Annotated in this window: 23 protein-coding genes; all 23 read right to left on the bottom strand. The window is 39.9% G+C overall.

Annotation, left to right across the window (positions count from 1 at the left end; genetic code table 11):
- Positions 1 to 714, bottom strand: a complete 714-nt coding sequence (locus QDI94_RS02130) for a YggS family pyridoxal phosphate-dependent enzyme (RefSeq protein ID WP_101029608.1) — start codon at positions 712 to 714, stop codon at positions 1 to 3.
- The gene (locus QDI94_RS02125) at positions 692 to 1975 is read right to left on the bottom strand and encodes an HlyD family efflux transporter periplasmic adaptor subunit (protein WP_278866735.1); all 1284 of its coding nucleotides are present in this window, start codon (positions 1973 to 1975) and stop codon (positions 692 to 694) included. Before QDI94_RS02125 ends, QDI94_RS02130 begins: the two co-directional genes overlap by 23 nt.
- Positions 1976 to 1979: 4 nt before the next feature.
- The gene (gene miaA, locus QDI94_RS02120; RefSeq protein WP_278866732.1) at positions 1980 to 2918 is read right to left on the bottom strand and encodes a tRNA (adenosine(37)-N6)-dimethylallyltransferase MiaA; all 939 of its coding nucleotides are present in this window, start codon (positions 2916 to 2918) and stop codon (positions 1980 to 1982) included.
- 4 nt (positions 2919 to 2922) lie between these two features.
- Entirely contained in the window at positions 2923 to 5064 is a 2142-nt protein-coding gene (mutL, locus tag QDI94_RS02115) for a DNA mismatch repair endonuclease MutL (RefSeq protein ID WP_278866730.1), read from the bottom strand.
- Between the two features lie 18 nt (positions 5065 to 5082).
- On the bottom strand, positions 5083 to 7680 hold the full coding sequence (mutS, locus tag QDI94_RS02110) for a DNA mismatch repair protein MutS (RefSeq protein WP_278866728.1): 2598 nt from the start codon (positions 7678 to 7680) through the stop codon (positions 5083 to 5085).
- A gap of 36 nt (positions 7681 to 7716) precedes the next feature.
- A complete protein-coding gene (locus QDI94_RS02105; RefSeq protein WP_117847310.1) occupies positions 7717 to 8124 on the bottom strand; it encodes a YlbF family regulator in 408 nt (135 codons plus the stop codon).
- Between the two features lie 15 nt (positions 8125 to 8139).
- Positions 8140 to 9543: a tRNA (N6-isopentenyl adenosine(37)-C2)-methylthiotransferase MiaB gene (gene miaB, locus QDI94_RS02100; protein ID WP_278866725.1), complete on the bottom strand. Its 1404-nt coding sequence runs from the start codon at positions 9541 to 9543 to the stop codon at positions 8140 to 8142.
- Between the two features lie 88 nt (positions 9544 to 9631).
- The gene (yunB, locus tag QDI94_RS02095) at positions 9632 to 10285 is read right to left on the bottom strand and encodes a sporulation protein YunB (RefSeq protein WP_278866724.1); all 654 of its coding nucleotides are present in this window, start codon (positions 10283 to 10285) and stop codon (positions 9632 to 9634) included.
- Between the two features lie 47 nt (positions 10286 to 10332).
- Positions 10333 to 10821 (bottom strand): CD1247 N-terminal domain-containing protein, encoded by a 489-nt coding sequence (locus QDI94_RS02090; RefSeq protein WP_278866722.1) that lies wholly within the window; start codon positions 10819 to 10821, stop codon positions 10333 to 10335.
- A 20-nt stretch (positions 10822 to 10841) separates the two neighbouring features.
- The gene (efp, locus tag QDI94_RS02085) at positions 10842 to 11399 is read right to left on the bottom strand and encodes an elongation factor P (RefSeq protein WP_101029600.1); all 558 of its coding nucleotides are present in this window, start codon (positions 11397 to 11399) and stop codon (positions 10842 to 10844) included.
- A gap of 104 nt (positions 11400 to 11503) precedes the next feature.
- Positions 11504 to 12595 carry an aminopeptidase P family protein gene (locus QDI94_RS02080; RefSeq protein ID WP_278866720.1) on the bottom strand — a complete coding sequence of 364 codons (1092 nt, stop codon included), beginning with the start codon at positions 12593 to 12595 and terminating at the stop codon, positions 11504 to 11506.
- Positions 12595 to 13026 carry a type II 3-dehydroquinate dehydratase gene (gene aroQ / locus QDI94_RS02075; protein WP_278866719.1) on the bottom strand — a complete coding sequence of 144 codons (432 nt, stop codon included), beginning with the start codon at positions 13024 to 13026 and terminating at the stop codon, positions 12595 to 12597. The genes QDI94_RS02080 and aroQ overlap by 1 nt, the downstream gene beginning before the upstream one ends.
- A gap of 72 nt (positions 13027 to 13098) precedes the next feature.
- Complete coding sequence (gene rpsU, locus QDI94_RS02070; RefSeq protein ID WP_015523801.1) at positions 13099 to 13275, bottom strand: 30S ribosomal protein S21; 177 nt, start codon at positions 13273 to 13275, stop codon at positions 13099 to 13101.
- Positions 13276 to 13405: 130 nt separating this feature from the next.
- Positions 13406 to 15817 carry a leucine--tRNA ligase gene (gene leuS, locus QDI94_RS02065; RefSeq protein ID WP_278475825.1) on the bottom strand — a complete coding sequence of 804 codons (2412 nt, stop codon included), beginning with the start codon at positions 15815 to 15817 and terminating at the stop codon, positions 13406 to 13408.
- Between the two features lie 17 nt (positions 15818 to 15834).
- Positions 15835 to 16188 (bottom strand): ribosome silencing factor, encoded by a 354-nt coding sequence (gene rsfS / locus QDI94_RS02060; protein WP_101029596.1) that lies wholly within the window; start codon positions 16186 to 16188, stop codon positions 15835 to 15837.
- Positions 16185 to 16772 (bottom strand): bis(5'-nucleosyl)-tetraphosphatase (symmetrical) YqeK, encoded by a 588-nt coding sequence (gene yqeK, locus QDI94_RS02055; protein ID WP_278475822.1) that lies wholly within the window; start codon positions 16770 to 16772, stop codon positions 16185 to 16187. The genes rsfS and yqeK overlap by 4 nt, the downstream gene beginning before the upstream one ends.
- Before the next feature lie 5 nt (positions 16773 to 16777).
- Positions 16778 to 17380 (bottom strand): nicotinate-nucleotide adenylyltransferase, encoded by a 603-nt coding sequence (gene nadD / locus QDI94_RS02050; RefSeq protein WP_278418686.1) that lies wholly within the window; start codon positions 17378 to 17380, stop codon positions 16778 to 16780.
- 2 nt (positions 17381 to 17382) lie between these two features.
- On the bottom strand, positions 17383 to 17685 hold the full coding sequence (yhbY, locus tag QDI94_RS02045; protein WP_015523798.1) for a ribosome assembly RNA-binding protein YhbY: 303 nt from the start codon (positions 17683 to 17685) through the stop codon (positions 17383 to 17385).
- 18 nt (positions 17686 to 17703) lie between these two features.
- Positions 17704 to 18300: an RdgB/HAM1 family non-canonical purine NTP pyrophosphatase gene (gene rdgB, locus QDI94_RS02040; protein ID WP_278866713.1), complete on the bottom strand. Its 597-nt coding sequence runs from the start codon at positions 18298 to 18300 to the stop codon at positions 17704 to 17706.
- 5 nt (positions 18301 to 18305) lie between these two features.
- Positions 18306 to 19220 (bottom strand): signal recognition particle-docking protein FtsY, encoded by a 915-nt coding sequence (ftsY, locus tag QDI94_RS02035; protein ID WP_278418689.1) that lies wholly within the window; start codon positions 19218 to 19220, stop codon positions 18306 to 18308.
- A gap of 19 nt (positions 19221 to 19239) precedes the next feature.
- Complete coding sequence (gene smc / locus QDI94_RS02030) at positions 19240 to 22815, bottom strand: chromosome segregation protein SMC (RefSeq protein WP_278866711.1); 3576 nt, start codon at positions 22813 to 22815, stop codon at positions 19240 to 19242.
- Between the two features lie 10 nt (positions 22816 to 22825).
- The gene (locus tag QDI94_RS02025) at positions 22826 to 23791 is read right to left on the bottom strand and encodes an elongator complex protein 3 (protein WP_278868691.1); all 966 of its coding nucleotides are present in this window, start codon (positions 23789 to 23791) and stop codon (positions 22826 to 22828) included.
- A gap of 22 nt (positions 23792 to 23813) precedes the next feature.
- Complete coding sequence (gene rnc / locus QDI94_RS02020) at positions 23814 to 24491, bottom strand: ribonuclease III (RefSeq protein WP_278866708.1); 678 nt, start codon at positions 24489 to 24491, stop codon at positions 23814 to 23816.
- Positions 24492 to 24523 lie beyond the last annotated feature (32 nt).

Here is a 24523-nt window from a genome sequence, read left to right as displayed (position 1 = left end):
TTATGTATAATTCCTTGCACCGAATAACGCCGATCCTACCCTGACCATATTTGCACCTGCAAGTATAGCCTCATAATAATCGGCAGACATACCCATTGAAAGAATATTCATACATATATTATCTAATTTTTTTTGCGAGATGTCAATAAATATATTATGCATTTTATTAAAAAATTCGGAAATTTTCTGTGAAGATTCACAAATTGGGGGGATTGCCATAAGTCCCTTTACCGAAACACCGTCCAACTCGGCAATTTGACAAAGCAATTCTTCAAGCTGCTCGGGCATTACCCCTGACTTATTCTCTTCTCTGCCGATATTAACTTCAACAAGAACATCGCATTTCCTGTTGATTTTAAGCGCCTGTTTGGAAATTTCACCGGCAAGCTTAATCGAATCAACAGACTGGATAAGATCGACTTTATCAATAATCTGTCTGACCTTATTTGTCTGCAAATGACCGATAAACTGAAGAGAACAGTTGTCAAGGTTATACTTATCATACTTTGACAAAAGCTCCTGAACTTTATTTTCACCTATGTGGTCAAGTCCAAGTGAAATTGCGTGGTTAATAACCTCAGGCTCAACCATTTTTGTTGCGGCAAGAAATGTGATATCTTCACGCTTTCTTCCGGATTTTTCAGCCGCCTCTGCAATCCTCTCATCAATGTATTTGTAATTATATTCAACATCAGTTAATAACTTTTCCGTCATATAAATCATCTCCCTCAAGAATTACCCGATCGTACAATTCAACCGTTGTGCCGTTAACCAGTTCCTTGCTGTCCGGATCGGGATCGCATATTACATAATCATCATCAGCATACAGAATTGAAATCTGTCTGAATCTTACTTCACTTCCGTGAAGTACATAAACGCCCTGAACCTTAACCTGTTCAGTGTGTTTGTTGTCATTTTCGTCATAAGTTGTCTTTGTTACATAGTCATCATGAATAGCTTTTTTGCTGATTCTAAGTCCGGTGTAAGTTCCAAGACCGATTTCAATGGGTTCCTGTCTTGCCTGCGCAAGGTCAGGATTCATATAGTCACATTCAAGGATAAGGAGTGCGTCGCTGTCCTTCGTTTTCTGATATATTCTTTTGATAACGGCAGGAATGCTTTCTGATGACGCATCGGAAAACAATACAGTTGCGGAACCGTCCCAAAGAGAAAGTCTTGTTGCCTCATCGGCAGTAACCTTGCAGGCTACATACCATTTTAGCCCACTGACAACCTTTCCCGCAACATTATCGGATACCTTAGTCTGTTTAACATTTTCGAGGTCAGAAACAGTCAAACGGTCAAGATTATTGTAATCAAGAGCATTTTCATAGCCGTCACAATGTGAGAGAAAGTAGCCTGCTTTCTCTGTAGTTATTGCACCTGTTGACTTTCCTGCCTTGCTTTCCAGAGTTGTTATTTCGCTCTGAAGCTCTGATATTCTGTCGTTAAAATTAGTTATCTTTCCGGTATAAATTTGTCGCTGATTTATTGAGTAAAGCAAATCATTTGTAACATCGTCAATATCAGACAAATTACCGTCGTTGACACTTTTTATATGTAAAATGATGTTATTATTTATATTGTTGTTTATGGTGTCAATACCGATATTTCCGGCGGTGCTTGTTTTCTGCAATGTCTGCAAATCGGTGAGCTGCTCTTGCAGGGCACTGATTTTTGACTGTGATGCCGCATCATCATCACTTGCATATGTCTTTGCAATCTCACCGCCTGCTTTTACTTCGTCACCATCGTGTACAGTGTAGGAAAGCACTCCTGTGGTATTGTTCCTAATTATATTCTCATCTCGAATTATAAAACCGTTTGAATATATTTTATCGGAAACGGTTGTCTGAACAGCATTTTCAGTCGGATACATTTTAAAGTTTGTGCTTATCAGCAAATATGCGGCATACACTACCGCAAGCACCGACAATGCAATCATTAAAATGCGTCTGAAAAGCAATTTATCCATAAAGTCAGCCTCTTTCAATTACAGCCTTTGCATAGCTGTATATTTCTTCAAATGAATTATATTCATCAATATAAATCCAGTTAATCTCTGTATCCCGCTTAAACCATGTAATTTGCCTTTTGGCATATCTGCGGGTTTCCATTTTCAATTTTTCAACACAATCATTTAAGCTTTTGCTGCCCTTAAAATAAGGAATAAGCTCCTTATAGCCTATCGCCTTTACCGATGTATAGCTCAATTCGGAGTTGATAACTCTTTGAGCCTCCTCAAGCAATCCTTCATCAAGCATAATATCGACACGCCTGTTAATTCTGTCATAAAGCACCTGCCTGTCACGACAGTTAAGTCCAAGCTTAACCGCAGAATACGGTGACGGAATATTATGCGATTCTTTAATTTGTTCCGTGATTGTTTTGCCTGTCGTTTTATAAAATTCAATAGCACGGATTATTCTTTTTATATTTCTTCCCTCACGAAGTCTTTGCGCCGATTCAGGGTCAAATTCAGAAAGCATATCAAGCAGCCTGTCAGTTCCGTCTTCTTCTCCGATTTTACGAAGCTTTGAGCAATACTCTTCATCTCGCTTATCATCGCTGAAAGAAATATTGTTCAAAAGAGAATCAACATAAAGTCCTGTGCCTCCTACAATAAACGGAAGCATTCCTCTTGAGTGAATATCGGCGATGCACTTCGACGCGTCGTTTACATACGAAGCAACAGAATATGTTTTGTCAGGCGGAAGAAAGCCCATCATATGATGAGGAACTCCGTCCATTTCAGCCTTTGTCGGTTTGGCTGTGGCAATCTGCATACCGCTGTAAATTTGCATTGAGTCGGCAGAAACTATTTCACCGTTAAAATGCTTTGCAAGTTCAACCGAAAGCTTTGTCTTGCCTGACGCGGTAGGTCCGACAATTGAAACAACCTTAATTGAATTTTTCAAAAAATCACACCCTGCCAAACTGTTTTTCAATTTCACCCTTTGTCAGCACAATGCAAATCGGTCTTCCGTGAGGGCAATACTTTATTTCGGGATGTTCCTCAAGATGTTTTACAATTCCGATAAGCTCCTCGGGAGTACTTTTGTTTCCTGCTTTAATAGCGGAACGGCACGCAACATTGCAGTAAAACCACTCCATTTTTTCAGTAAAAATATCATTTTTTCCCTGAGCTATATAATCTGCCATCTCAGTGATACAATCACTGATTTCAGCGGCAGGAATATACTGTGGCGAGCATCTGACAATAACTGTACTGTTGCCGAAATCTTCAACCTCAAAGCCGCAGTCAGCAAACATATTAAGATTGTTTATTGCCGCGTCATATTCGGTCTTACCAAGGCTGACAGCAACAGGAGAGAGCAAAATCTGCCTGTTATCGGCTGTTCGTTCTGATTTAAGCTTCTCGTAAATTATCCTTTCATGTGCCGCATGCTTGTCTATTAAAATAATTTCTTTATTATTTTTTTCTGCAATAATGTATGTGCTAAAGGCCTCTCCGATATATCTTATACTTGTCCGGCTGTTGTTGACAAGTACAGGCTCTTTAGATTTTTCGATAGATTCCTCAGAAACAATTACATCAACCTCTTTAGGCTTACTGATTGAATTTTTCTCAGAGATTTTTTCTGTATTATCAGAATTATCAGATTTCTCATATTTATCCAAAGCGTGAGGAGATGTTTGAACAGTTTCAGATTTAACGGTTGGTTTAAAAGATTTTTCTTCTTTAGAATTGTTTATTGCCTGCCTGCTGAATATATTAAAGGGATTTGTTACATCGGCAACCTTAATATCATCAATTGATTCAGGCACAGATACAGCCGGCTTATTTTCACCTATTTTTACATCATTAAATGCAACATTGGAAAAAGGATTAAAATCATCGGATTTTGCTTGTAAAGCGTCAGGTTCTGCAGCTTCGTTTTTTTGTCTTTCCGTTTTCTGAGGGACAAAACACTTTGGTTCCTGAATAAGTTTTTGTTCGGAAGCATTTGAAACGGGTTTATTTAAAATTGCAGGTGCATTATTAAACGGATTAAACTTGTTCTGAACTTCATTGAAAGCGGTTTCCTTTTTAAACGATGCTTTCTTTCTGCTGTCATACTTCATAAGCGAAGATTTTACAGCATGATAAATTGCATCGAAAACAGGTCTTTCGTTTATAAATCTGACCTCAAGCTTTGACGGATGCACATTGACATCAACAATTTCGCAAGGAAGGTTGATATTAAGAACACACGACGGAAATTTTCCGACCATAATTGAGCCCTTGAACGCTTCCTCAAGTGCAACCATAGCCGTTCTGGTTTTGATATATCTTCCGTTAATGAAGAAATTTTGCATATTACGGTTAGGTCTTGAATGTTCGGGCTTTGAAATGTATCCGCAAACTCTTATTGCGCCAAGCTGATATTCAACAGGAATAAGACCGTTCGCAAAATCCTTGCCAAAAACCGAATATATTGCAGAAATAAGCTTTCCGTCGCCGAATGTGCGAAGAACCTGCTTACCGTCTTTAATATATGTAAATGCGATTTCGGGATGTGACAATGCGGTTTTGTCAATTATATTTGAAACTGCGTTGCCCTCCGAAACATCCTTTTTCAAAAATTTTGCACGGGCAGGAATGTTGTAGAACAAATCTCTTATTACAAAGGTTGTTCCGACAGGACAGCCTGCGTCATCAAAGCTCTGTTCCTCGCCGCCGTCAATTTCGTATGAAGTTCCGATTTCTTCATTTACATTCCTTGTAATAAGCTGTAATCGTGACACCGCACAAATTGATGCAAGAGCCTCTCCTCTGAATCCGAGCGTAGAAATACTGTCAAGATCGGATTCAACCTTAACTTTACTGGTTGCGTGTCGCAAAAAGGCAACTTTGATGTCGTCACGGAAAATACCGCAGCCGTCATCGGCAACACGCATGAATGTTGTACCGCCGTTTTTTATCTCAACTGTAATATGCTTTGCACCTGCGTCAATTGAGTTTTCAACAAGTTCCTTGATAACCGATGCCGGTCTTTCAACAACCTCGCCTGCCGCAATAAGCTCTGCGACATGCTTGTCAAGCACATTGATTACACCCATTTGTGTCACCTCCTAACATTAAATCATACCCTTAAGTTCATAAAGCAAGTTCATTGCTTCGATTGGAGTAAGAGTATTTATATCTGTATTTTTCAGCCTTTCAACCACAGGGCTTTCAGCCGCACCCATAAGTGAAAGCTGCATATTATCTGAATTATCCTGCTTTTGAATACTGGCGTTCTCGTTTTTATATTTACCGTGTTCAAGGTCTTTTAAAATTTCTTTTGCTCTTGAAATTACAGACTGCGGAATGCCTGCAAGCTTTGCAACCTCGATTCCGTAGCTGTCATCTGCTCCGCCGGGAACAATTCTTCGCAGAAAGGTAATATCATCGCCACGCTTTTTAACGGCTATGTTATAGTTCTTTACACCGTCAAGAAGTTGTTCCATAACCGTGAGTTCGTGATAATGAGTTGCAAAAAGCGTTTTTGCGCCGAGTTTTTTCCTGTCGGCACAAAATTCAAGTACAGCTCTTGCAATGCTCATACCGTCAAAGGTCGAAGTACCTCTGCCGATTTCGTCAAGAATAAGCAAGCTTTTTGAGGTTGCATTTTTTATGATATTGGCAACCTCGCTCATTTCAACCATAAAGGTTGACTGTCCCGAAGCAAGATCATCGGAAGCACCTACACGGGTAAAAATGCTGTCAACAACTCCGATTTCGGCAGAAGACGCCGGAACAAAGCTGCCTATCTGCGCCATAAGAACAATAATGGCAATCTGGCGCATATATGTTGACTTACCTGCCATATTGGGGCCGGTAATAATTGCTACTCTGTCATTGGCAGAATCAAGGCTGACATCATTCGGAACAAACGGTGCATCCTTTAATAGAGCCTCAACAACTGGATGTCTCGAATCTTTAATTCTTATAGCAGTTGAAAGGTTTACATCAGGTCTTATGTATCTGTTGTCAGCCGCCACATTTGCAAGTGATGTAATGACATCAAGATTTGCAATTGCTTTTGCTGTATTTTGAATCCTTTCAAGGTTATCGGAAACAGCCTTCCTCACATCGTCAAAAAGATTATATTCAAGAGCAACGGATCTGTCTTTTGCACCGAGGATTCTGCCCTCTACATCTTTCAAATCCTGAGTAATATATCTTTCGCAATTGGTGAGGGTCTGCTTTCTTATGTATGTTTCGGGTACCATGGATTTATATGAATTTGATACTTCAATATAATATCCAAATACCCTGTTATAACCAACTTTAAGCTTAGGAATTCCCGTAGCCTCTCGCTGTTCAGCCTCAATACGGGCAAGAATCCCCTTTGAGTCATTCATATCGCCTGTCACGGAATCAAGTTCTTCGTTATAGCCTCTCTTAATCATACCGCCTTCACGGACTGTAAAAGGAGGTTCTTCAACTATTGCAGAATCAATAAGAGAATGAATGTCCTCAAGCTTATCAATGCTTTTGTAAATATATTTCAAATAAACCGATTTGCAATCAACGAGTAAATCCGAAATCTGCGGAAGGTTCTGAATTGCACCGCAGAGTGAACGCAAATCTCTTGCATTTGCAGAGCCGTAAACAATTCTTGTCATAAGTCTTTCAATATCAAATATGCCCGAAAGAGCGTCCGTAATATCCATACGGAGCATATTATCGTTTACAAGCTCTTCAACCGCACTTTGGCGGTTATTGATTGAAGTTATGTTAAGCAAAGGATGTTCAAGCCATGAACGCATAAGGCGTTTGCCCATTGCGGTTTTTGTCTTGTCAAGCACCCACAAAAGCGAACCCTTCTTATCCTTTGTCAGCATTGTCTGCGTGAGTTCAAGATTACGCTGTGTGTTGTAATCAAGGCTCATATACTGATTTTCTTTATAGAACTCAATGTGATTTATTCTTTCAAGTCCCGTTTTCTGAGTATCACGAAGATATGAAAGCAACGCACCCAAAACGCTTACAACAACAGGCTTGTCCGATACAGTTTTGTATTCATCCGCAAACTGAGATTTTACAACATCAGTACATACCGATTCGTCAAATTTTTCATCCTCGAGCATTTCAACTCCTGCCGAAAGCTTTGCTTTGATGAACTTTGGCAGTTCTTTCAGCTTTACAATATCACCGCCGATGAGAATTTCACGGGGATTATAGCTTGTAAGCTGATTGGTAAGAACATTATAGCTGTCATTACCTTTGATTTCCGTAGCGTATAATTCTCCTGTGGAAATATCACAAAAGCAAAGTCCTATAGCTTTATTTTTGGAAAACATACAGCAAATGTAGTTATTTTTGCTTTCATCAAGCATACTTGACTCCATTACCGTACCCGGAGTTATTACCCGAATGATATCACGCTTTACAAGACCTTTTGCCTTTGCGGGGTCTTCGGTCTGCTCGCAAATTGCAACCTTATAGCCCTTTGCAACAAGTCTTGCAATGTAACCCTCACAGCTGTGAAACGGAACTCCGCACATGGGAGCACGCTCGGCCTGTCCGCAGTCCCTTCCTGTAAGAGTAAGTTCAAGTTCCTTTGATGCAAGCTTTGCATCATCGTAAAACATTTCGTAGAAATCTCCAAGTCGGAAGAACAAAATGCTGTCTTTGTTTTCTTCTTTTATTTTGAAATACTGCTGCATCATTGGAGATAACTCCGCCATTTGTTTCACTTCCTTAACAAAATTTAGAACCGTTTATCAGCCGCAGCCGCCGCAGGTAGCACAGCTTCCCGAGCAAGATGACTGGCTGTAATCGGCTGTTTCAGGGTCTGCACCCTCGGCAGACTGCTGAACAATTGCGAGAACTCTGTTTGCAACAACATCAAAGGCTGCCTTTGCATCATTGTAAGCAATCATATTCTCGTTTGACATAATCTGAGAATATGCCTCTCTCATCTCAGTATTAAGCTTAGAAAGCTTTTCCTGATCTCTTTCTTTTTTAGATGCCTCATTGTTGATTGACATTCTCTTAAGATTAAATTCACCGATAAGACGCTGAAGCTCCATATCTGCATCTGCATTCTTCTGAGCGTCCTGCAATTTTTTATATGATTCTTCTTCCTGAATGAGTTTTCCAAGTTCCCTTGCCTTCTCAATGATATCCATAGTTTTAACCTCCGATTATTTTACAAGCTCACCCTTTAATATCCAGTTGCGAGCCTTTGTTATTTTTACATTTCTGAATGTTCCGATACAGTCCTTTGATCCTTCAAGCTCAACAATTATGTTGCCGCTTGTACGGCCGCACAATTCACCGTTCTTATCGTTTTCACTTTCAATAAGCACCTTTTCTGTTTTGCCAACCATTGAAGAACAACGCTTTGCCGCAATTTCTTCCTGAACATCAAGAAGCTCACGGAACCACTTTGATTTTTCTTCCGCCGGAATAGGATCGTCCATTTTAGCCGCAGGAGTACCGACTCTTGGCGAGAAAATAAAAGTAAAGAGCGATGTGAACTCAACCTCACGGATGAGGGATAAAGTTTCTTTGAAATCTTCATATGTTTCGCCGGGAAAGCCTACAATAATATCACTTGTAAGTGAAAGACCGTCAATTTTTTCTTTTGCATAATTGATTATTTCAAGATACTTTTTGCGGTCATAATGACGGTTCATTGCCTTAAGCACTCTGTCCGAACCGCATTGGAACGGAAGATGAAGATGCTTGCTTATATGAGTACCCGACGCAATTGCATCAATAAGTTCCTTTGAACAATCCTTCGGGTGAGATGTCATAAAGCGAAGCCAATAATCTCCGTCAATTGAATCGACCTCACGCAAAAGCTGTGAAAAGTTTACTTTCTCGGAAAGACCTTTTCCGTAGGAATTTACATTCTGACCGAGAAGGGTAATATCTTTATAACCCGACTCAATCATATTTTTAGCCTCAGAAACAATAATATTCTTTTCACGGCTGCGTTCTCTGCCTCTTACATAAGGCACAACGCAATATGTACAGAAGTTGTTGCAGCCGTACATAATCGGTAACCAACCCTTGAAAGTGCCGTCACGCTTAACAGGAAAGCCCTCATAAAGCAGGTTATCGTCATTACCTCTTTCAAACACTCTCTTTCCGTCAAGAAGAGCGTTATACATAAGCTCAGGAAAATGGTGCAATGAATGAGTACCAAACACAAGTCCCACAAAAGGAAAGCTCTTGTAAATTCTGTTTGCAATATGCTCCTGCTCCATCATACAACCGCACAAAGCAATGAGGATCTGGGGATACTTACGCTTGAGATTTTTTAACGCACCGACATTGCCGAACACTCTGTCCTCGGCGTGTTCTCTTACGGCACAGGTATTAAAAAGTATGAAATCCGCATTGTCGGGTTCGTCTGCAAACTCAAATCCTGACTGTTCAAGCATACCTTTGATTTTTTCACTATCCGCCACATTCTGCTGGCAGCCGTATGTTCTGATATACGCAACAGGTCTTTTCCCTCTTTTGCGGATATCCATAATTTCAGCTATTAAATTCATATACTCCGATTGTTTTTCGGAAATTTTCTGACTGTCAGGCAAAGAAATGCCTCCTAACCCATTGTATTAACTGTTAGATTATAACACAAGATATACGGTTTTTCAATGTTTTTCACAGGTTTTTCAAAATTTACTTCTTATAAGTCTGAAACAGAGAACCGTATCCGGACGGTATATTACCGACTATTACGGATTGTGCAATTTCAAAATCGGTAGTAAATGTTATTTTGCCTGAATAATCGAGCGAGGTTGTCATTATTTTTGAGGTGAGCAAAAGCTTTATATGGTGGATTGTCTGATTTATTCCCGCTTGTTCAAATGTACTTATAACTTCCGAGGAAAAGCTTCCTGTAAGGTTAAAATTCACGGGAATGCAAGGTCCGACATTTGAGAGTATTGTAATATTCGTAAATGAACCGAGAGGTATTTCAATTTCATTATCATATACCTTAGCTATTTCCTTCTGAACAGCTTTCGTGATGTCGGCTTTAATTCTGTTGATTTTGAATGAATCCGTTTCAATGGACTGCACATTTCCGTTTGTATCACAATTGATCTTTGCAATATCGCTGTAAGAATAATTAAGCTTGTCAAGTGTATTGTTCACTGCGTCACAGACAGAATTTACAGACAATATTTCAGCCTGAATCCTTATGTACTCCGGTCTGAAATCTGACAAATGCACCTCGCAGAAAACAGTAACACCGATAATCAGCAAAACAACGGTAAGAAGTATTTTCTTTAAAAGAACAAAATTTTTTTTACATCTTTTTCTGTACAACATAAAAACACCCCTCGTATATACTATACGAAGGGTGTTTGTTTTGTTAATTATTCTTCTGTGTCCGAACAACCGCCGCATGATGCACAATCGGCATCACACTCGTCATCTTCCTCATCACTGAAGAGATTTGAAAAATCAAACTCGAGGTTCTCACCGCAGTTTGGACACTCGATTTCGCCTTCAAGAAGGACATCTTCGGAAACATTAAGCTTCTGACCGCATGAATCACAAGTTACCTCATAAAAAGGATTCTCTTCATCATCAAAATCATAGTCATCATCGTCATCGTCATAATCTTCAATGTCATAGTCCTCGTCATCGTAAACATCAGACTCAACATCAGCAAGATCCTGATCAATTTCGTCAACCTGAGCGCTTAACTCATCGTAAAGCTCCTCCATATCGGATACTTCAAAAGCCATATCATCAAGAAGATCAACGATTGCGTTAATAACCTTTACTTCAGGTTTTGACTCATCAAGCTCAAGACCGTCGCAAAGACCGCGAATGTAAGAAATTTTTTCAGTAAGATTCATAACAGATTCTCCTGCAGAGATTAAGCTCTGCCCATATATTCGCCTGTTCTTGTGTCAATCTGAATAACCTCGCCCTCGTCAATGAAGAGGGGAACCTTAATTTCAGCACCTGTTTCAAGAGTTGCAGGCTTTGTAGCGTTAGTTGCTGTGTCACCCTTAAAGCCGGGATCTGTCTTTGTAACCTTAAGTTCAACAAAGTTCGGAGGCTCAATACCGAATACATTGCCCTTGTAAGAAAGAACCTTGCACACCATATTTTCCTTAACAAACTTAAAGCTGTCGCCGAGAACGCTCTTGTTAATCGGGATCTGCTCCCATGTTTCTGTATCCATGAAATAGTAAAGATCGCCGTCTGAATAGCTGTATTCCATATCCTTTCTGTCAATGAAAGCTGTGGGATACTTATCGTTCGGGTTGAAAGTTTTTTCAACTACTGCGCCTGTAATAACATTTCTGATTTTAGTTCTTACAAATGCAGCACCCTTACCTGGCTTTACATGCTGGAATTCAATGATTGATACAACCTGACCGTCCATTTCAAATGTAACGCCGTTTCTGAAATCACCTGCTGATATCATTAGTAATACCTCCTAATTATCTTTCATACGGAAATACGGTAATGTATGCCGTAATATAACAATTTACATTATACATAACAATGACAAAAAATGCAAGACTTTTATTACACAATAATGAGTTCTTTGGGGAGTGAAACAAAGTTTTTGTAACCTGTATCAGTCACGCAAAGCATATCTTCAATGCGAACACCGAATTTACCCGGCAGATATATTCCCGGTTCATCGGTTATTATCATACCTTTTTTCAGTACGGTTTCACTTTTTGGAGATACAACGGGAGATTCGTGGATATCAAGACCCACACCGTGACCGGTTGCATGACCGAAATATTTTCCGTAACCGTTTTCCGAGATTATATCCCTTGCAATTTTGTCAATATCAGAACATTTTGCACCCGATTTAACACCGTCAAGTACGGCAAGCTGGGCTTTTAATACTGTATCATAGACCTTTCGCATTTCTTCACTTGCAGATTTAACTGCAACAGTTCGTGTAGTATCGCTGTGATAACCCTCAAAAATTGAGCCGATATCAAAAGTAAAGAAATCTCCCTCACTGACAATATCATCTGACGGAACTCCGTGTGGCAATGAAGTCTTTTTACCTGTAATCGTAATAAGGTCAAATGAAACGCCCTCGCCGCCGTTAAGCTTTATGAGGTGTTCAAGCTCAAGTGCAACCCTGCGTTCGCTGACACCGGGTTTTAGGTAATTCAACACTTCGAGATATGACTTTTCGGTTATCTCCTGAGCTTTGGCAATCTTAGCAATTTCGGACTCGTCTTTGATACATCTGATATTATCTATCTTATCATCAAGAATACTGTTGCAGATACAATCAATGCCGTTTTCGGAAAAAGCTTTTTTAAAACGGCTGTATTTTTCAACCGTAATATTTGAAGCCTCAAAAAGCACCTTCACAACAGAATTGTTCTTAACCTCGCTTATAAGGTCTTTAAAAAGCTTTGTAAAGCAAACCACTTTACAGCAGCTTGATTTTTTAAGTGCAGCCTCATAGTATCGAAAATCAACGAAAAGAACCGTTTCATTTTCAGTTACAAGCAAATAGCCTTCGCTGTGAAAAAATCCGCAAAAATAGCCGATATTTTTTTCATTAGTAATCAGAAGAGCCTGATTGTTACTGTCAATAACCGTCTTTAAATTTTCAAATCTTTGCTCAAATAAAGCATTTTGCATCACATCAAGTCCTTTAATGCATTGATAGCAAGGAAGTAGCTGTTCTTGCCAAAGCCTGCAATCTGACCTACACAAACAGGCGCAATTACAGATGTATGTCTGAACTCTTCTCTTGCGTGAATATTAGACATATGAACCTCTACGAAAGGAATCTTCACGCAAGCAATGGCATCTCTTAAAGCATAGCTGTAATGTGTGAGCGCACCTGCGTTAATTACAACACCGTCAAAGTTGCCCTTTGCCGAATGAATTTTATCAATAAGATCTCCTTCGTGATTTGACTGAAAAACTTCGGCAGAAAAGCCGTTGCTTTCAGCATATGAAATAATCTGCTTTTCAATATCGGAGGCAGTTTCTTCACCGTATATTCCCTTTTCACGGACGCCTACCATATTGAGGTTAGGTCCGAGTATAATAAGAATCTTTTTCATAGTGTCACCTTTTTTCAAAGAAATATGAAGATAAAACAAAAAGCGGACAGAATGCTCTGTCCGCCTGTTTGATTACCTGTATTTGCGTTTGCGAGCTGCTTCGGATTTTTTCTTACGCTTTACAGAGGGCTTTTCATAAGCTTCTCTTTTGCGAACCTCAGCAATAACGCCAGCTCTGGCACACTGCTTCTTGAATCTTCTTAAAGCACTTTCAAGGGATTCATTCTCTTTAAGTCTAATCTCTGCCATCTATCTTCCCTCCCATCTGCCACCGGGCATGGGTAATTTGCATATAATTGCAAATGTTATTATACATTATCACTCGAATAATGTCAATAGCATTGTAGAAATTTAGGTTAAATTTATTTTAAGAGTTGAATTATGGCTTAACAACAAGATTTACAAGTTTTTTAGGAACAACAATCTCCTTAATAATATTCATTCCGTCAATTGCTTTCCTAACATTCTCGTCATTTTTGGCAAGCTCAAGAACTGTATCCTTGTCAGCGTCAACAGGGATATTAAGCTTAGTCTTAATTTTGCCGTTTACCTGAACGACGATTTCCACGCTTTCATCAACACATTTTGACTCGTCATATTTAGGCCATTCAGCTTCGGCAAGAATACCATTGCCAAGCTTACAAGCCTCGTAAACTTCTTCTGTAACATGAGGAGCAAACGGATTAAGGAGAATTGAGAAAATTCTGAGTTCTTCCTTATTGATTGACTTTACATTTGAAATATCGTTGATTAAAGCCATAAGAGTTGCGATGGCGGTATTGAACTTGATATTTTCAATGTCCTCGCCAACCTTTTTGATTGCCTTGTTAAACGCACTCTCAAGCTCGGGTCTGATTTTGTCACCGTCAATGAGAACATTCTGAAGGTTCCAATAACGCTCAACGAATCTGCGGCAGCCTCTGATGCTTGCCTTACTCCACGGAGCAGCCTTTTCAAAGTCACCGATGAACATTTCATATAAACGCATTGTATCTGCACCGTATTCGTCAACGATTTCATCAGGATTTACGACATTGCCTCTTGATTTACTCATCTTCTCGCCGTTTTCACCGAGAATCATACCGTGCGAGGTACGCTTAGCGTATGGTTCCGGAGTAGGAACAACACCGATATCATAGAGGAACTTATGCCAGAAACGGCTGTAAAGAAGGTGGAGAGTTGTATGCTCCATACCGCCGTTGTACCAATCAACAGGTGACCAGTAGTTAAGAGCCTCTTTTGATGCAATGGCATTTTTATTGTGCGGATCCATATATCTGAGATAGTACCATGATGAACCTGCCCACTGAGGCATTGTATCGGTTTCTCTCTTAGCCTTACCGCCGCAGCAAGGACAGGTTGTGTTAATCCAGTCTGTCATCTTTGCAAGCGGAGATTCGCCGTTATCAGTCGGTTCATATGACTCAACCATAGGCAGTCTGAGCGGAAGGTCTTTTTCATCAATCGGAACATAGCCGCACTTCTCACAATATACCATCGGAATAGGCTCGCCCCAATAACGCTGACGGGAGAACACCCAGTCACGGAGCTTGTAATTTACCTTTGAATGACCTTTGCCCTCACTTGTGAGCCAATCAATAATTTTTTTCTTTGCTTCATCAACAGTAAGACCGTCGAGCATTCCCGAGTTAACCATAATGCCCTTGGCACAATCTGTGTAAGCCTCTTCCTGAACATTGCCGCCTTTAACAACTTCAATAATAGGAAGGTCGAATTTTTTTGCAAATTCCCAGTCACGGGTATCGTGAGCAGGAACAGCCATAATAGCACCTGTGCCGTATGATACAAGAACATAGTCAGAAATAAAAATCGGGATTTCCTTATTGTTTACAGGGTTTATAGCATTAACACCGTCAATTCTGACACCTGTCTTTTCTTTAGCTACCTCTGTTCTTTCAAAGTCAGACTTACGCGCGGCAGCCTCCTGATACTTCTTGATTTCGTCCATATTTGAAATCTTGTCAGCCCACTTTTCAATCATTGGGTGTTCAGGAGAAATTACCATATATGTAGCACCGTAAAGTGTATCGGCACGAGTTGTATAAATCGTAAGTGTGTCGCCTGTTGTAGTTGTAAAATCAACCTCAGCACCCTTACTTCTGCCGATCCAGTTCTTCTGCTGTGCTTTTACTCTGTCAGGATAATTTACAAGGTCAAGGTCATTGATAAGTCTGTCAGCATATTCTGTGATTTTAAGCATCCACTGTGACTTAACCTTGTGAACAACTTCACTTCCGCAACGCTCACAAACGCCGTTTACTACCTCTTCGTTTGCAAGAACGCACTTGCATGAAGTACACCAGTTTACATTCATCTCTTTTTTATAAGCAAGACCGTGCTTATAGAGCTGAATAAAAATCCACTGCGTCCACTTGTAGTATTCGGGATCTGTCGTATTGATTTCTCTGCTCCAGTCAAAAGAAATACCGAGCGACTGAATCTGCTTTTTAAAGCGGGCAATATTCTTCTTTGTTACGATTTCAGGGTGAATGTGGTTCTTGATTGCATAGTTCTCGGTAGGAAGACCGAAAGCGTCCCATCCGATAGGATAAAGAACATTGTAGCCCTCAAGTCTGCGTTTTCTTGCAACTGTATCAAGTGCTGTGTATGGACGGGGATGACCTACATGAAGACCCTGTCCCGATGGATACGGAAACTCGATAAGAGCATAGAACTTTTCTTTTTCTGTGTCCTCACTTGCGTGGAACACACCCTTATCTTCCCAAATTTTTTGCCATTTTTCTTCTACGGCTTTATGATTGTATTTCAAAGTAAACCCTCCTGCAATTAGTCAACGATACCTGCCAGGTCAACGCTTTCGCCGTCCTGCCAAAGTCTTTCAAGATCATAAAAGTCACGGGCTTCATCATCAAACACATTGACTATAACATCAATGTAGTCAAGGAGAATCCATGAATTAGATCTGTAACCTTCTATATGACTTACCGAAATTCCTGCCTGATCAAGCTTGTATTCAACCTCATCGGCAAGCGCCTTTACATGGGTTGAGCTTGTACCTGTTGCAATTACCATATAGTCGGCAAGAACAGAAACATCGGCAATTTTTATAATCTGAATATCAAGTCCCTTTTTTGAACTCAGGGCTTTTGCTGCAAGTATTGCTTCATCGTAAGAACTCATTTGTTTTTTCCTTTCGTTTGGGATATTTGCAGAACAATTTCATTATAGCAGGCAACCTCATCAGGATGAATTGCAAGCTGCCTTTTAGAAAGATCCTTGAATGTAAACTGATAGCCGTAGAGCATAGCCTCTTCAAGGCTCTTTTTTGATTTCTTTCTCATTGTTGCCACACCGCTGTATGTACGCTCCTCGGAAGTGAAATCTGCCGTAAAAATTATTTTTTCCAACAAACTCATTCCTGCTCGTCCTGTTGTGTGGTACCTTATTGCGTTGAGTATATCCTCATCGTCAATGCCAAGTTCATCACGGACAACAATGCTGCCGCTCATTCCGTGCCAAAGCTTTGGAGCATGAAGTTGAACATTGTCTAAAATTATACCACTGTCAATAATAATTTGCAACTGCTGTTCTTTTGGCATTTCTTTTGTAATATCGTGAAGAATACCGGCAATCTCAGCCTTTTCTTCGTCGCCGCCGTAATGCCTTGCAAGCTTTTTGGCCTCTTTCGCAACATTTACGCTGTGATTAAATCTGTAATCACCCATTCTTTCACTAATTATTTTTTTATAATCAGATATATTCAAAGCTCTCACTTCCGATATAAATTGTTTTTTATAATATAATCGTAAACGCCTTTATCAAGCATATCGCTTATCAAATTAAAATTGTCAAGATTTTCCCTTATAAATGTTGAGGACACGCTCATTACGGGATTTGGAAGAATAACCGAACTTGCTCCCATAGCTTTCAAAACCTTATTGTAAAAGTTCTCAAGTTCATGCTTGTTTTCTTCATCACGGGGAATTGTTATTATTGACGATTTTTCAAATATAATTTCAGGATTTTTCCACCTGTTGAGTGTAAGAAACATATCCGCACCCATTATTGTGTATAAATGATCATCAGGATAAATTTCTTTCAATTGTGTAAGGGTTTCATAAGTATAGCTTTTTCCCTGCCTTTTAATTTCAATATCAGACACAAAAAAGTTTTCTTTACCCCTGCATGCAAGCTTACACATATTAAGACGGTCATTTTCGCTTGCAAGATTATTGCTTATTTTGTGCGGCGGAACAGCCGTAGGTATCATAATAATACGGTCAAGTCCAACACTGTCCATACAATATTCCGCAAGCATTATGTGACCCTTGTGAACCGGATTAAAGGTTCCGCCGAAAACACCTGTTTTCATAATTACTTCTTTGCCTTTGGAAGCTCGATAACAGGCTCGTCATCGTTTCTTCTGTAAAGCACAAATTTTGAGCCGATTACCTGAACAACATCCGCAGAACATTTTTCTGCAATAGCTTCGGCGGCCTCTCTTGAGGAATATGCACTGTTTTCAAGAACCTTACCTTTGATAATTTCTCTTGCGGTAAGAGCGTCGTCAGCCTGTTTGATGATATTATCCGTAATTTCACCCTTGCCGACAATAAGAATTGTGTCAATACGATTCGCAAGTCCTCTGAGAAATGCTCTCTGTTTGCTGTTTAACATATTTTAAATCCTTTCAAATCAGTTGTTTTTGAAATAGTATTCCAGTTTTGCTTTAAGCTCTCTTAACGCTTTTCCGCGATGACTTACTGCATCCTTTTCTTCCGCTGAAAGCTCTGCAAAGCTCTTGTTGCCAAGCATAAAAATCGGATCATAACCGAATCCGTCTTTGCCAATCGGTTCGCAGCCTATTTTACCTTCACAAATACCCTCGGCTGTTATCTTTGAACCGTCGGGAAGAATACAGCAGATTGAAGAAGTGAAGTGAGCGGAACGCTTGTCATCATCGACATTTTTCATCTCATCAAGAAGTTTAATGTATCTTTCTTCATCTGTCAAGCCTTCACCGCCATAGCGTGCCGTATAAACACCGGGTCTGCCGCTAAGAGCATCTACACACAAACCCGAATCGTCGGCAATGGCAGGAAGTCCGGTCTTTTTATAAGCTGCACTTGCTTTAAGAAAAGCGTTCTCGGCAAAGGTTGTCCCGTTCTCCTCAACATCATCAAGGGATATTCCCTCTTCTTTCGGAGTAACAGCATTTATTCCGAGCGGATTAAGTATTCTTTCAAGTTCGGCAAGCTTCTTTTTGTTGTTACTTGCAATTATAAACTTCATATTCATCATTCCTTAACGCTGAAAAGTGCATCTGCAAAAGCATCGGGATTGAACGGCTGTAAATCGTCAATCTGCTCACCGACGCCGATATATTTAACAGGGATTCCAAGACCGTCCTTAATTGCAAGAACCACACCGCCCTTTGCCGTGCCGTCAAGCTTTGTAAGAACAATACCCGTAATTCCAGTTGCCTGTCTGAACTGTTCAGCCTGATTAACCGCATTCTGACCTGTTGTCGCATCAAGAACAAGAAGCTTTTCTTTTGACGCATCCGGAAGCTCACGGTCAATTACACGGTTAATTTTCGAAAGCTCGTCCATAAGGTGCTTTTTGTTGTGAAGTCTGCCCGCAGTATCGCAGATTATTACATCTGCCTGTCTTGCCTTTGCGGCTGAAATTGCATCATAAATCACAGCAGCAGGATCACTGCCTTCTTTCTGCTTAATAATTTCACACTTGCTTCTGTCTGCCCAAATTTCAAGCTGTTCAATTGCGGCAGCTCTGAATGTATCGGCTGCGGCAAGAATAACCTTTTTGCCCTCTTTTGAAAGTGCATTTGCAAGCTTGCCGATTGTAGTTGTCTTTCCTACACCGTTTACTCCGATTACAAGAATAATTGACGGAGATGTTGCAAGGTCAAGCTCTTCACCGCCCCTGAGCATATCGGCAATAATTTCTTTGAGAAGCGAAGTAATTTCGGACGGATCTTTTATACCTTCCTTTTTTACCCTTTCTCTGAGTTCTTTACAAATTTTTTCGGCTGTCGGAACACCTACATCACCCATAACGAGCAGTTCTTCAAGCTCTTCAAAAAGCTCATCATCAATTTTTGTAAAGGATTTGAGCATTGAGTCAATCTGACCAACAACCGCATCACGAGTTTTTTTCAGTCCCTCTTTAATCTTTTTAAAAAATCCCATATTATCACTTTCCTTATAATTACTTTGAATCTATACCGAGTTTTTCAGCAACTTCGGTTGAACGAAGCTCGAGTAATTTTGAAATGCCCTCATCCTGCATTGTAACACCGTAAAGCACATCGGCTTCTTCCATTGTACCACGGCGATGCGTAATGAGAATAAACTGTGTATTATCTGTCATTCTGCGAAGATATGCGGCAAAACGGTAAACATTTACATCATCAAGAGCCGCCTCAATCTCATCCATTACGCAGAACGGAGCAGGTCTTACTTTCATTATAGCAAAATAGAGTGCAATTGCAACAAGTGCTTTTTCGCCGCCTGACAATGCCTCAAGATTTATAACAATCTTACCGGGCGGATGGACAAGAATATCAATTCCGCTTGTCAGAATATTTTCCGGATCTGCAAGCGAAAGCGAGGCTGTACCGCCGCCGAAAAGTTCTTTGAAGGTGTAGGTAAAGTTCTTATTAATCTGATCAAAGCTCTCCACAAACACTTCCTTCATCTGCTTTGTGAGGTCAGTAATAAGCTTTTCAATCTCTTTCTTTGACTTCTCAACATCATTTACCTGTGCGCTCATAAATTCATATCTTTCGGAAACCTCTTTGTACTCTTCAATAGCGGATACATTTACATTTCCCAAAGACCTGATTTTTTGTTTAAGCTCGTTAAGTCGCCTCTGCGCCTGTTTTGAGTCATCAATTTCAACGGCACAATTTTCTGCCTCTCGTCTTGTCAGTTCATATTCTTCCCAAAGCTTCGAGATAATATCATCATACTGCTTCTGAATGTTGATTTTTCTCTCTTCAAGTCTTGCAAGCTCTCTGCCTGAGGTTTCACGCTCTGATGTTTTATCACGCTCAACCGTTCTGATTTCGGCACTGCGTTTTTCAAGTTGTTCTCTGTCGGCATTGATTTTTTCAATAGCCTTTGAGCGTTCGTTCTGATTTGCAATCAGCCTTTCAATTTCCGCATTTGCAGATTCGATAAGTGCTGTTTTTTCAAGAATAACACTTTTGATTCTCTCAATCTCTTGATTTAGTTCTGCCTTTCTTTCAAGGTTTTCATTGCCTGTTGATTTTGCAAAAACAATATCAGAATTAAGAGCGTCAATATCCTTTTGTGAAGAAACGATTTCCAGTCGCAGATTCTGTAACTGCAAAGAAATTTCTTCACGCTTTTTTGTAAGCTCTGCTCTGCTGCCCGTAAGTTCATTTACCTTTTCTTCGGCAGCAAGGATTTTCTTATTGAGTTCAACAAGGAGCTGTTTCGCAGAATTTTTATCTTTTTCAAGAATTTCAATTCTCCGTCGGCAATTTGTAATTTCATTCATTGCGTTTTCAACAGAAGCACCCGCGTTTGCAAGCTCATTGTCGCAGGCTCTCTTTTCAGCCTCGAGTCTTACAAGGTCTTGTCGAAGATTTGAAAGGTCTGCCTGTGAACCGAGAAGCTGAGCTTCAAATGCCGAATATTCACGAGAAATTTCAACACTTCTGTTTTCTGCATCCTTTGATTTCTGTTCAAGAACAGTTGTCTGCTTTTTGAGTGTTTCAATCTCACTTGCTCTGCTGAGAAGTCCTGTGTTTCTGTTAAGCGAACCGCCTGTGAGCGAACCGCCGGCATTAACAACCTGACCGTCAAGGGTTACAATTTTAAATCTGTAAGAATATTTCTTAGCAATTGTTGTTGCGCAGTTCAAATCCTCTGCAATTACAATTTTTCCGAGTAAGGAATACAGGATTCCGTTGTATTTACTGTCGCATGAACAAAGATTTGCGGCAACCCCTACAAATCCGTAGCAATCTTCAAGACCGTTTTCACGGAGTTCTCTCGGCTTGATTGTGTTAAGCGGAAGAAATGTTGCCCTACCTCCGTCAACGGATTTAAGATATCTGATTGCCTGCTTTGCGTCCTCATCGGTTTCGGTTACGATATTTTGCATAGCCGCACCGAGAGCTGTTTCAATTGCAACTCCGTATTCTTTCGGAACTGAAATCACTCGCGAAACAGGACCACATATTCCGTGGACCTTGCCGTGACTTTGAGCATTGACAACTGTTTTTACGCTCTTTGAAAAGCCCTCAAGATTACGCTCAAGATTTTCAAGGAATGAAATTTTTCTCATATGTTCCCTGACATCGAGCATAAGTTTGTTACTCTCCTCACGGAGTTCGTCTTTTTTCTTTTCTTTTGAAGACAGTTTAAGCTGTAAACCGTCTATTGTATTTTTCAGCGATTCAATTTTTTCTTTTGCAGCACCGATTTTATTATCATAATCTTTTGAAATATCGGCAAGCTCTTCAGACTGCGTTTTCTTTTCGTCATTAGATAAAATTAAAGATTCTATTCTTGAATTAAGTTCCGAAACCGTGCTTTCGGCAGTCATCTCGGTAACTCTTGCATCAGCCGACTTTGAAGTAAGAACAGAAAGCTCGGCAGTAATTTCCTGCAAAACATCACTGCTTTTGCCTGAAGTCGTATTAATTTCGTTAAGCTGCTCCGAAAGCTCGCTGTACTTTTTCTTTTTAGCGATTATGTCAGCGTCAAGCTCCGAAATTTCTTTTTCCTTATCGGCAATTCTTTTTACAAGTTCATCCGCATTGACATCAAACTGTGCAATATCATTTTTTATTCTGTCAATATTCTCATTGTTATGCAAAATATCATTCTCCGCAACAGACACAAGAGAACGCTTTTCGGAAATCTGTGATTCTATATCTGCAATCTCGGTTCTGATATTTTCTATTTTAGAAGAATACTCACCGTTTCTTATGTAAATTTCTTCACTTTCGGTCTGAATTTGTTCAAGTGCGGTTTCTGCGTCATCATATTGAGATTTTGCAATTGAAATTTTTTCATCCTGAACCTTTAATTCATTTTGTGAACGGTCAAGAGTTAAAAGCCAGAGTGCAATTTCAAGACCTCTTTTTTCTTCGGAATATTCAAGAAATTTTTGAGCTTTTTCAGACTGCTTTTCAAGAGGACCTACTCTTTCCTCAAGTTCGGTCACAATGTCACGAAGTCTTAAAAGGTTGTCCTCCGTACTTTTTAGCTTTCTCTCAGCGTCAATTTTTCTGTATCTGTAACGGGAAATACCCGCAGCTTCTTCAAAAATCTCTCGTCTGTCCTCACCCTTTGATGAAACAATGCTGTCAATCTTACCCTGACCGATCATTGAATAACCGTCACGACCGAGGCCTGTATCCATAAAGAGTTCGTTGATGTCTTTAAGACGAACAGCCGCTTTATTGATAAGATATTCGCTTTCGCCGCTTCTGTAGTATCTTCTTGTAACGGCTATGTCATCACCGTCAAAATCAAGCGCACGGTCTTTGTTGTCAATATTCAAAGTAACCTCGGCATAGCCCTGTCTTTTACGCTTATCTGTTCCGTTAAAGACAACATCTTCCATTTTAGCACAACGAAGGCTCTTCGGCGACTGTTCACCGAGAACCCAGCGGATAGCGTCGCTGATGTTACTTTTGCCTGAACCGTTAGGACCGACAACCGAGGTAATTCCCTGTTCAAAGGATAATTTAGTTTTATCGGGAAAGGTCTTGAAACCTTGAATTTCCAAAGACTTTAATCGCATCAGCAAGCTCCTATTTTAAATATAATTCATATTTCTGCAAAGTATCGTCAAAACAAACCGAAAAATCGTATCCGAGTTCATTTAATTTTTTTACATTACTTTTTCTTTGTCCGAGAAATTTTGACAGAGATTTAGAATTGACGACAACCTCTTTAATTTCATTCGGGTTAGAAAACTCATTTGCTTTTTCGATAAACTTATCGTAAAAAAGCTTATTTTCGCACAATTCCTTAAAAGCCGGGTGATAGTTGTCACCGTAGCTGTTATTTACAAGGCTGTCGGAATAATGAAGTCCGAGCCTGATAATTTTTATATTGTTTTTTTCAAAAAGTTCAATCAGCCTTGAACAAAGATTGACGGACTTTTCAAGACTATACGGTGTGTATTCTCCGTTAAGGTAAAGTTCGGCAAGCTTTGTATCTTTCATAATGACCGTAGGATAGATTCTTACGGTATCGGGATTTATTTTCACAAATGTTTCGGCTGTGTATAAATCCTTTTGTATGTCTGATTTATACAGTCCCGTCATCATCTGCAAGCCAAGCGAAATGCCGTAACTTTTAATAAGCTGTGAGGATTTGAAAACATCCTCTGCACTATGTCCCCTGTCGTTTGCAAGCAGTACATCGTCTGACATAGATTGCGCACCAAGTTCAATTGATGTCACGCCATAGCTTTTCAAAATATCAAGAATTTCTTTGTCAATATAATCGGGACGGGTAGAAATTCTTATTCCGCAAAATTTATCTCTGAACTTTTTAGCTGCATCAAGGAGAGATAACATATAGGTTCTGTCAATAGCTGTAAAACTTCCGCCGAAAAATGCAATTTCTGCATTTTTGGTGCGTTCGCCCAAATCAGAAGCCGCTTTATCAAGTGTCTGTTCAACCTCAAGGGGAGTCGGCTGATATGCCTGACCTGTTATCTTATTTTGATTGCAAAAACTGCACATATGCGGACAACCGTTGTGCGGAATAAAAATTGATACATTACTGTGTTTAATAACCCATCAGCTCCAAAGCTTCTCTGGCGGCTTGCTGTTCTGCCTCTTTTTTACTTCTGCCGCCGCCTTTGCCGATTACATTACTGTTGAGATGAACTTCAACAACAAAGTGTTTGTTGTGGTCAGGACCGCTTTCACCCACGAGAACATATTCAAGCTGTTCACCGGGATTCTTCTGGATAATCTCCTGCAAGGCGGTTTTATAATCGTTAAGTTTCTTCTTCTTTGAGTTCTTGATTGCAGGAATTACAAAATTAAGAATGTGTTTCGACACAGGCTCAATGCCGCCGTCAATATAAATTGCTGCAATCAAAGCCTCAAAGGCATCGGAAAGAATTGACGGTCGTTCTGCGCCGCCGTTGTTTCTTTCGCCTTTACTTAACACAAGATACTTTCCGAGTTCAATCTGCTTTGCAAATTCAAACAAAGTTTTCTCGCAGACAAGTGACGCTCTGAGCTTTGTCAGTTCACCCTCGGGAAGTTCCGGACAATGCTTAAAAATGTAATCGGAAACGACAATTGAAAGCACTGCATCACCGAGAAATTCAAGTCTTTCGTTATATTTTATATGCTTGGCTTTATGTTCATTTGCATAAGAAGAATGAGTAAGTGCCTCTGTAAGCAAATCTGTATTTTTAAATGTATAGCCGATTCTCTTTTGTAAATCTTCCATTATAAAACTCCTAAAGCGACATTATTTGCAAA

Origin of the sequence: Ruminococcus bromii, assembly GCF_928721825.1 — a bacterium.
Classification (GTDB): Bacteria; Bacillota; Clostridia; order Oscillospirales; family Acutalibacteraceae; genus Ruminococcoides; species Ruminococcoides bromii.
The sequence above is the reverse complement of the archived record's forward strand: the minus strand, read 5'-3'. Positions and strand labels throughout refer to the sequence as shown.

What these genes read in the sequence shown, in the direction of transcription:
- yunB (WP_278866724.1), bottom strand. Translation starts at nt 10,285, where the DNA reads ATGTTGTACAGAAAAAGATGTAAAAAAAATTTTGTTCTTTTAAAGAAA.
- QDI94_RS02105 (WP_117847310.1), bottom strand. Translation starts at nt 8,124, where the DNA reads ATGGATATCATTGAGAAGGCAAGGGAACTTGGAAAACTCATTCAGGAA.
- ftsY (WP_278418689.1), bottom strand. Translation starts at nt 19,220, where the DNA reads ATGGGATTTTTTAAAAAGATTAAAGAGGGACTGAAAAAAACTCGTGAT.
- QDI94_RS02080 (WP_278866720.1), bottom strand. Translation starts at nt 12,595, where the DNA reads ATGCAAAATGCTTTATTTGAGCAAAGATTTGAAAATTTAAAGACGGTT.
- efp (WP_101029600.1), bottom strand. Translation starts at nt 11,399, where the DNA reads ATGATATCAGCAGGTGATTTCAGAAACGGCGTTACATTTGAAATGGAC.
- QDI94_RS02130 (WP_101029608.1), bottom strand. Translation starts at nt 714, where the DNA reads ATGACGGAAAAGTTATTAACTGATGTTGAATATAATTACAAATACATT.
- smc (WP_278866711.1), bottom strand. Translation starts at nt 22,815, where the DNA reads ATGCGATTAAAGTCTTTGGAAATTCAAGGTTTCAAGACCTTTCCCGAT.
- rsfS (WP_101029596.1), bottom strand. Translation starts at nt 16,188, where the DNA reads ATGAGTTCTTACGATGAAGCAATACTTGCAGCAAAAGCCCTGAGTTCA.
- QDI94_RS02125 (WP_278866735.1), bottom strand. Translation starts at nt 1,975, where the DNA reads ATGGATAAATTGCTTTTCAGACGCATTTTAATGATTGCATTGTCGGTG.
- rnc (WP_278866708.1), bottom strand. Translation starts at nt 24,491, where the DNA reads ATGGAAGATTTACAAAAGAGAATCGGCTATACATTTAAAAATACAGAT.
- mutL (WP_278866730.1), bottom strand. Translation starts at nt 5,064, where the DNA reads ATGGGTGTAATCAATGTGCTTGACAAGCATGTCGCAGAGCTTATTGCG.
- mutS (WP_278866728.1), bottom strand. Translation starts at nt 7,680, where the DNA reads ATGGCGGAGTTATCTCCAATGATGCAGCAGTATTTCAAAATAAAAGAA.
- QDI94_RS02090 (WP_278866722.1), bottom strand. Translation starts at nt 10,821, where the DNA reads ATGAATCTTACTGAAAAAATTTCTTACATTCGCGGTCTTTGCGACGGT.
- rdgB (WP_278866713.1), bottom strand. Translation starts at nt 18,300, where the DNA reads ATGAAGTTTATAATTGCAAGTAACAACAAAAAGAAGCTTGCCGAACTT.
- aroQ (WP_278866719.1), bottom strand. Translation starts at nt 13,026, where the DNA reads ATGAAAAAGATTCTTATTATACTCGGACCTAACCTCAATATGGTAGGC.
- rpsU (WP_015523801.1), bottom strand. Translation starts at nt 13,275, where the DNA reads ATGGCAGAGATTAGACTTAAAGAGAATGAATCCCTTGAAAGTGCTTTA.
- nadD (WP_278418686.1), bottom strand. Translation starts at nt 17,380, where the DNA reads ATGAAAACAGGTGTTTTCGGCGGAACCTTTAATCCGGTTCACAAGGGT.
- yhbY (WP_015523798.1), bottom strand. Translation starts at nt 17,685, where the DNA reads ATGTTAAACAGCAAACAGAGAGCATTTCTCAGAGGACTTGCGAATCGT.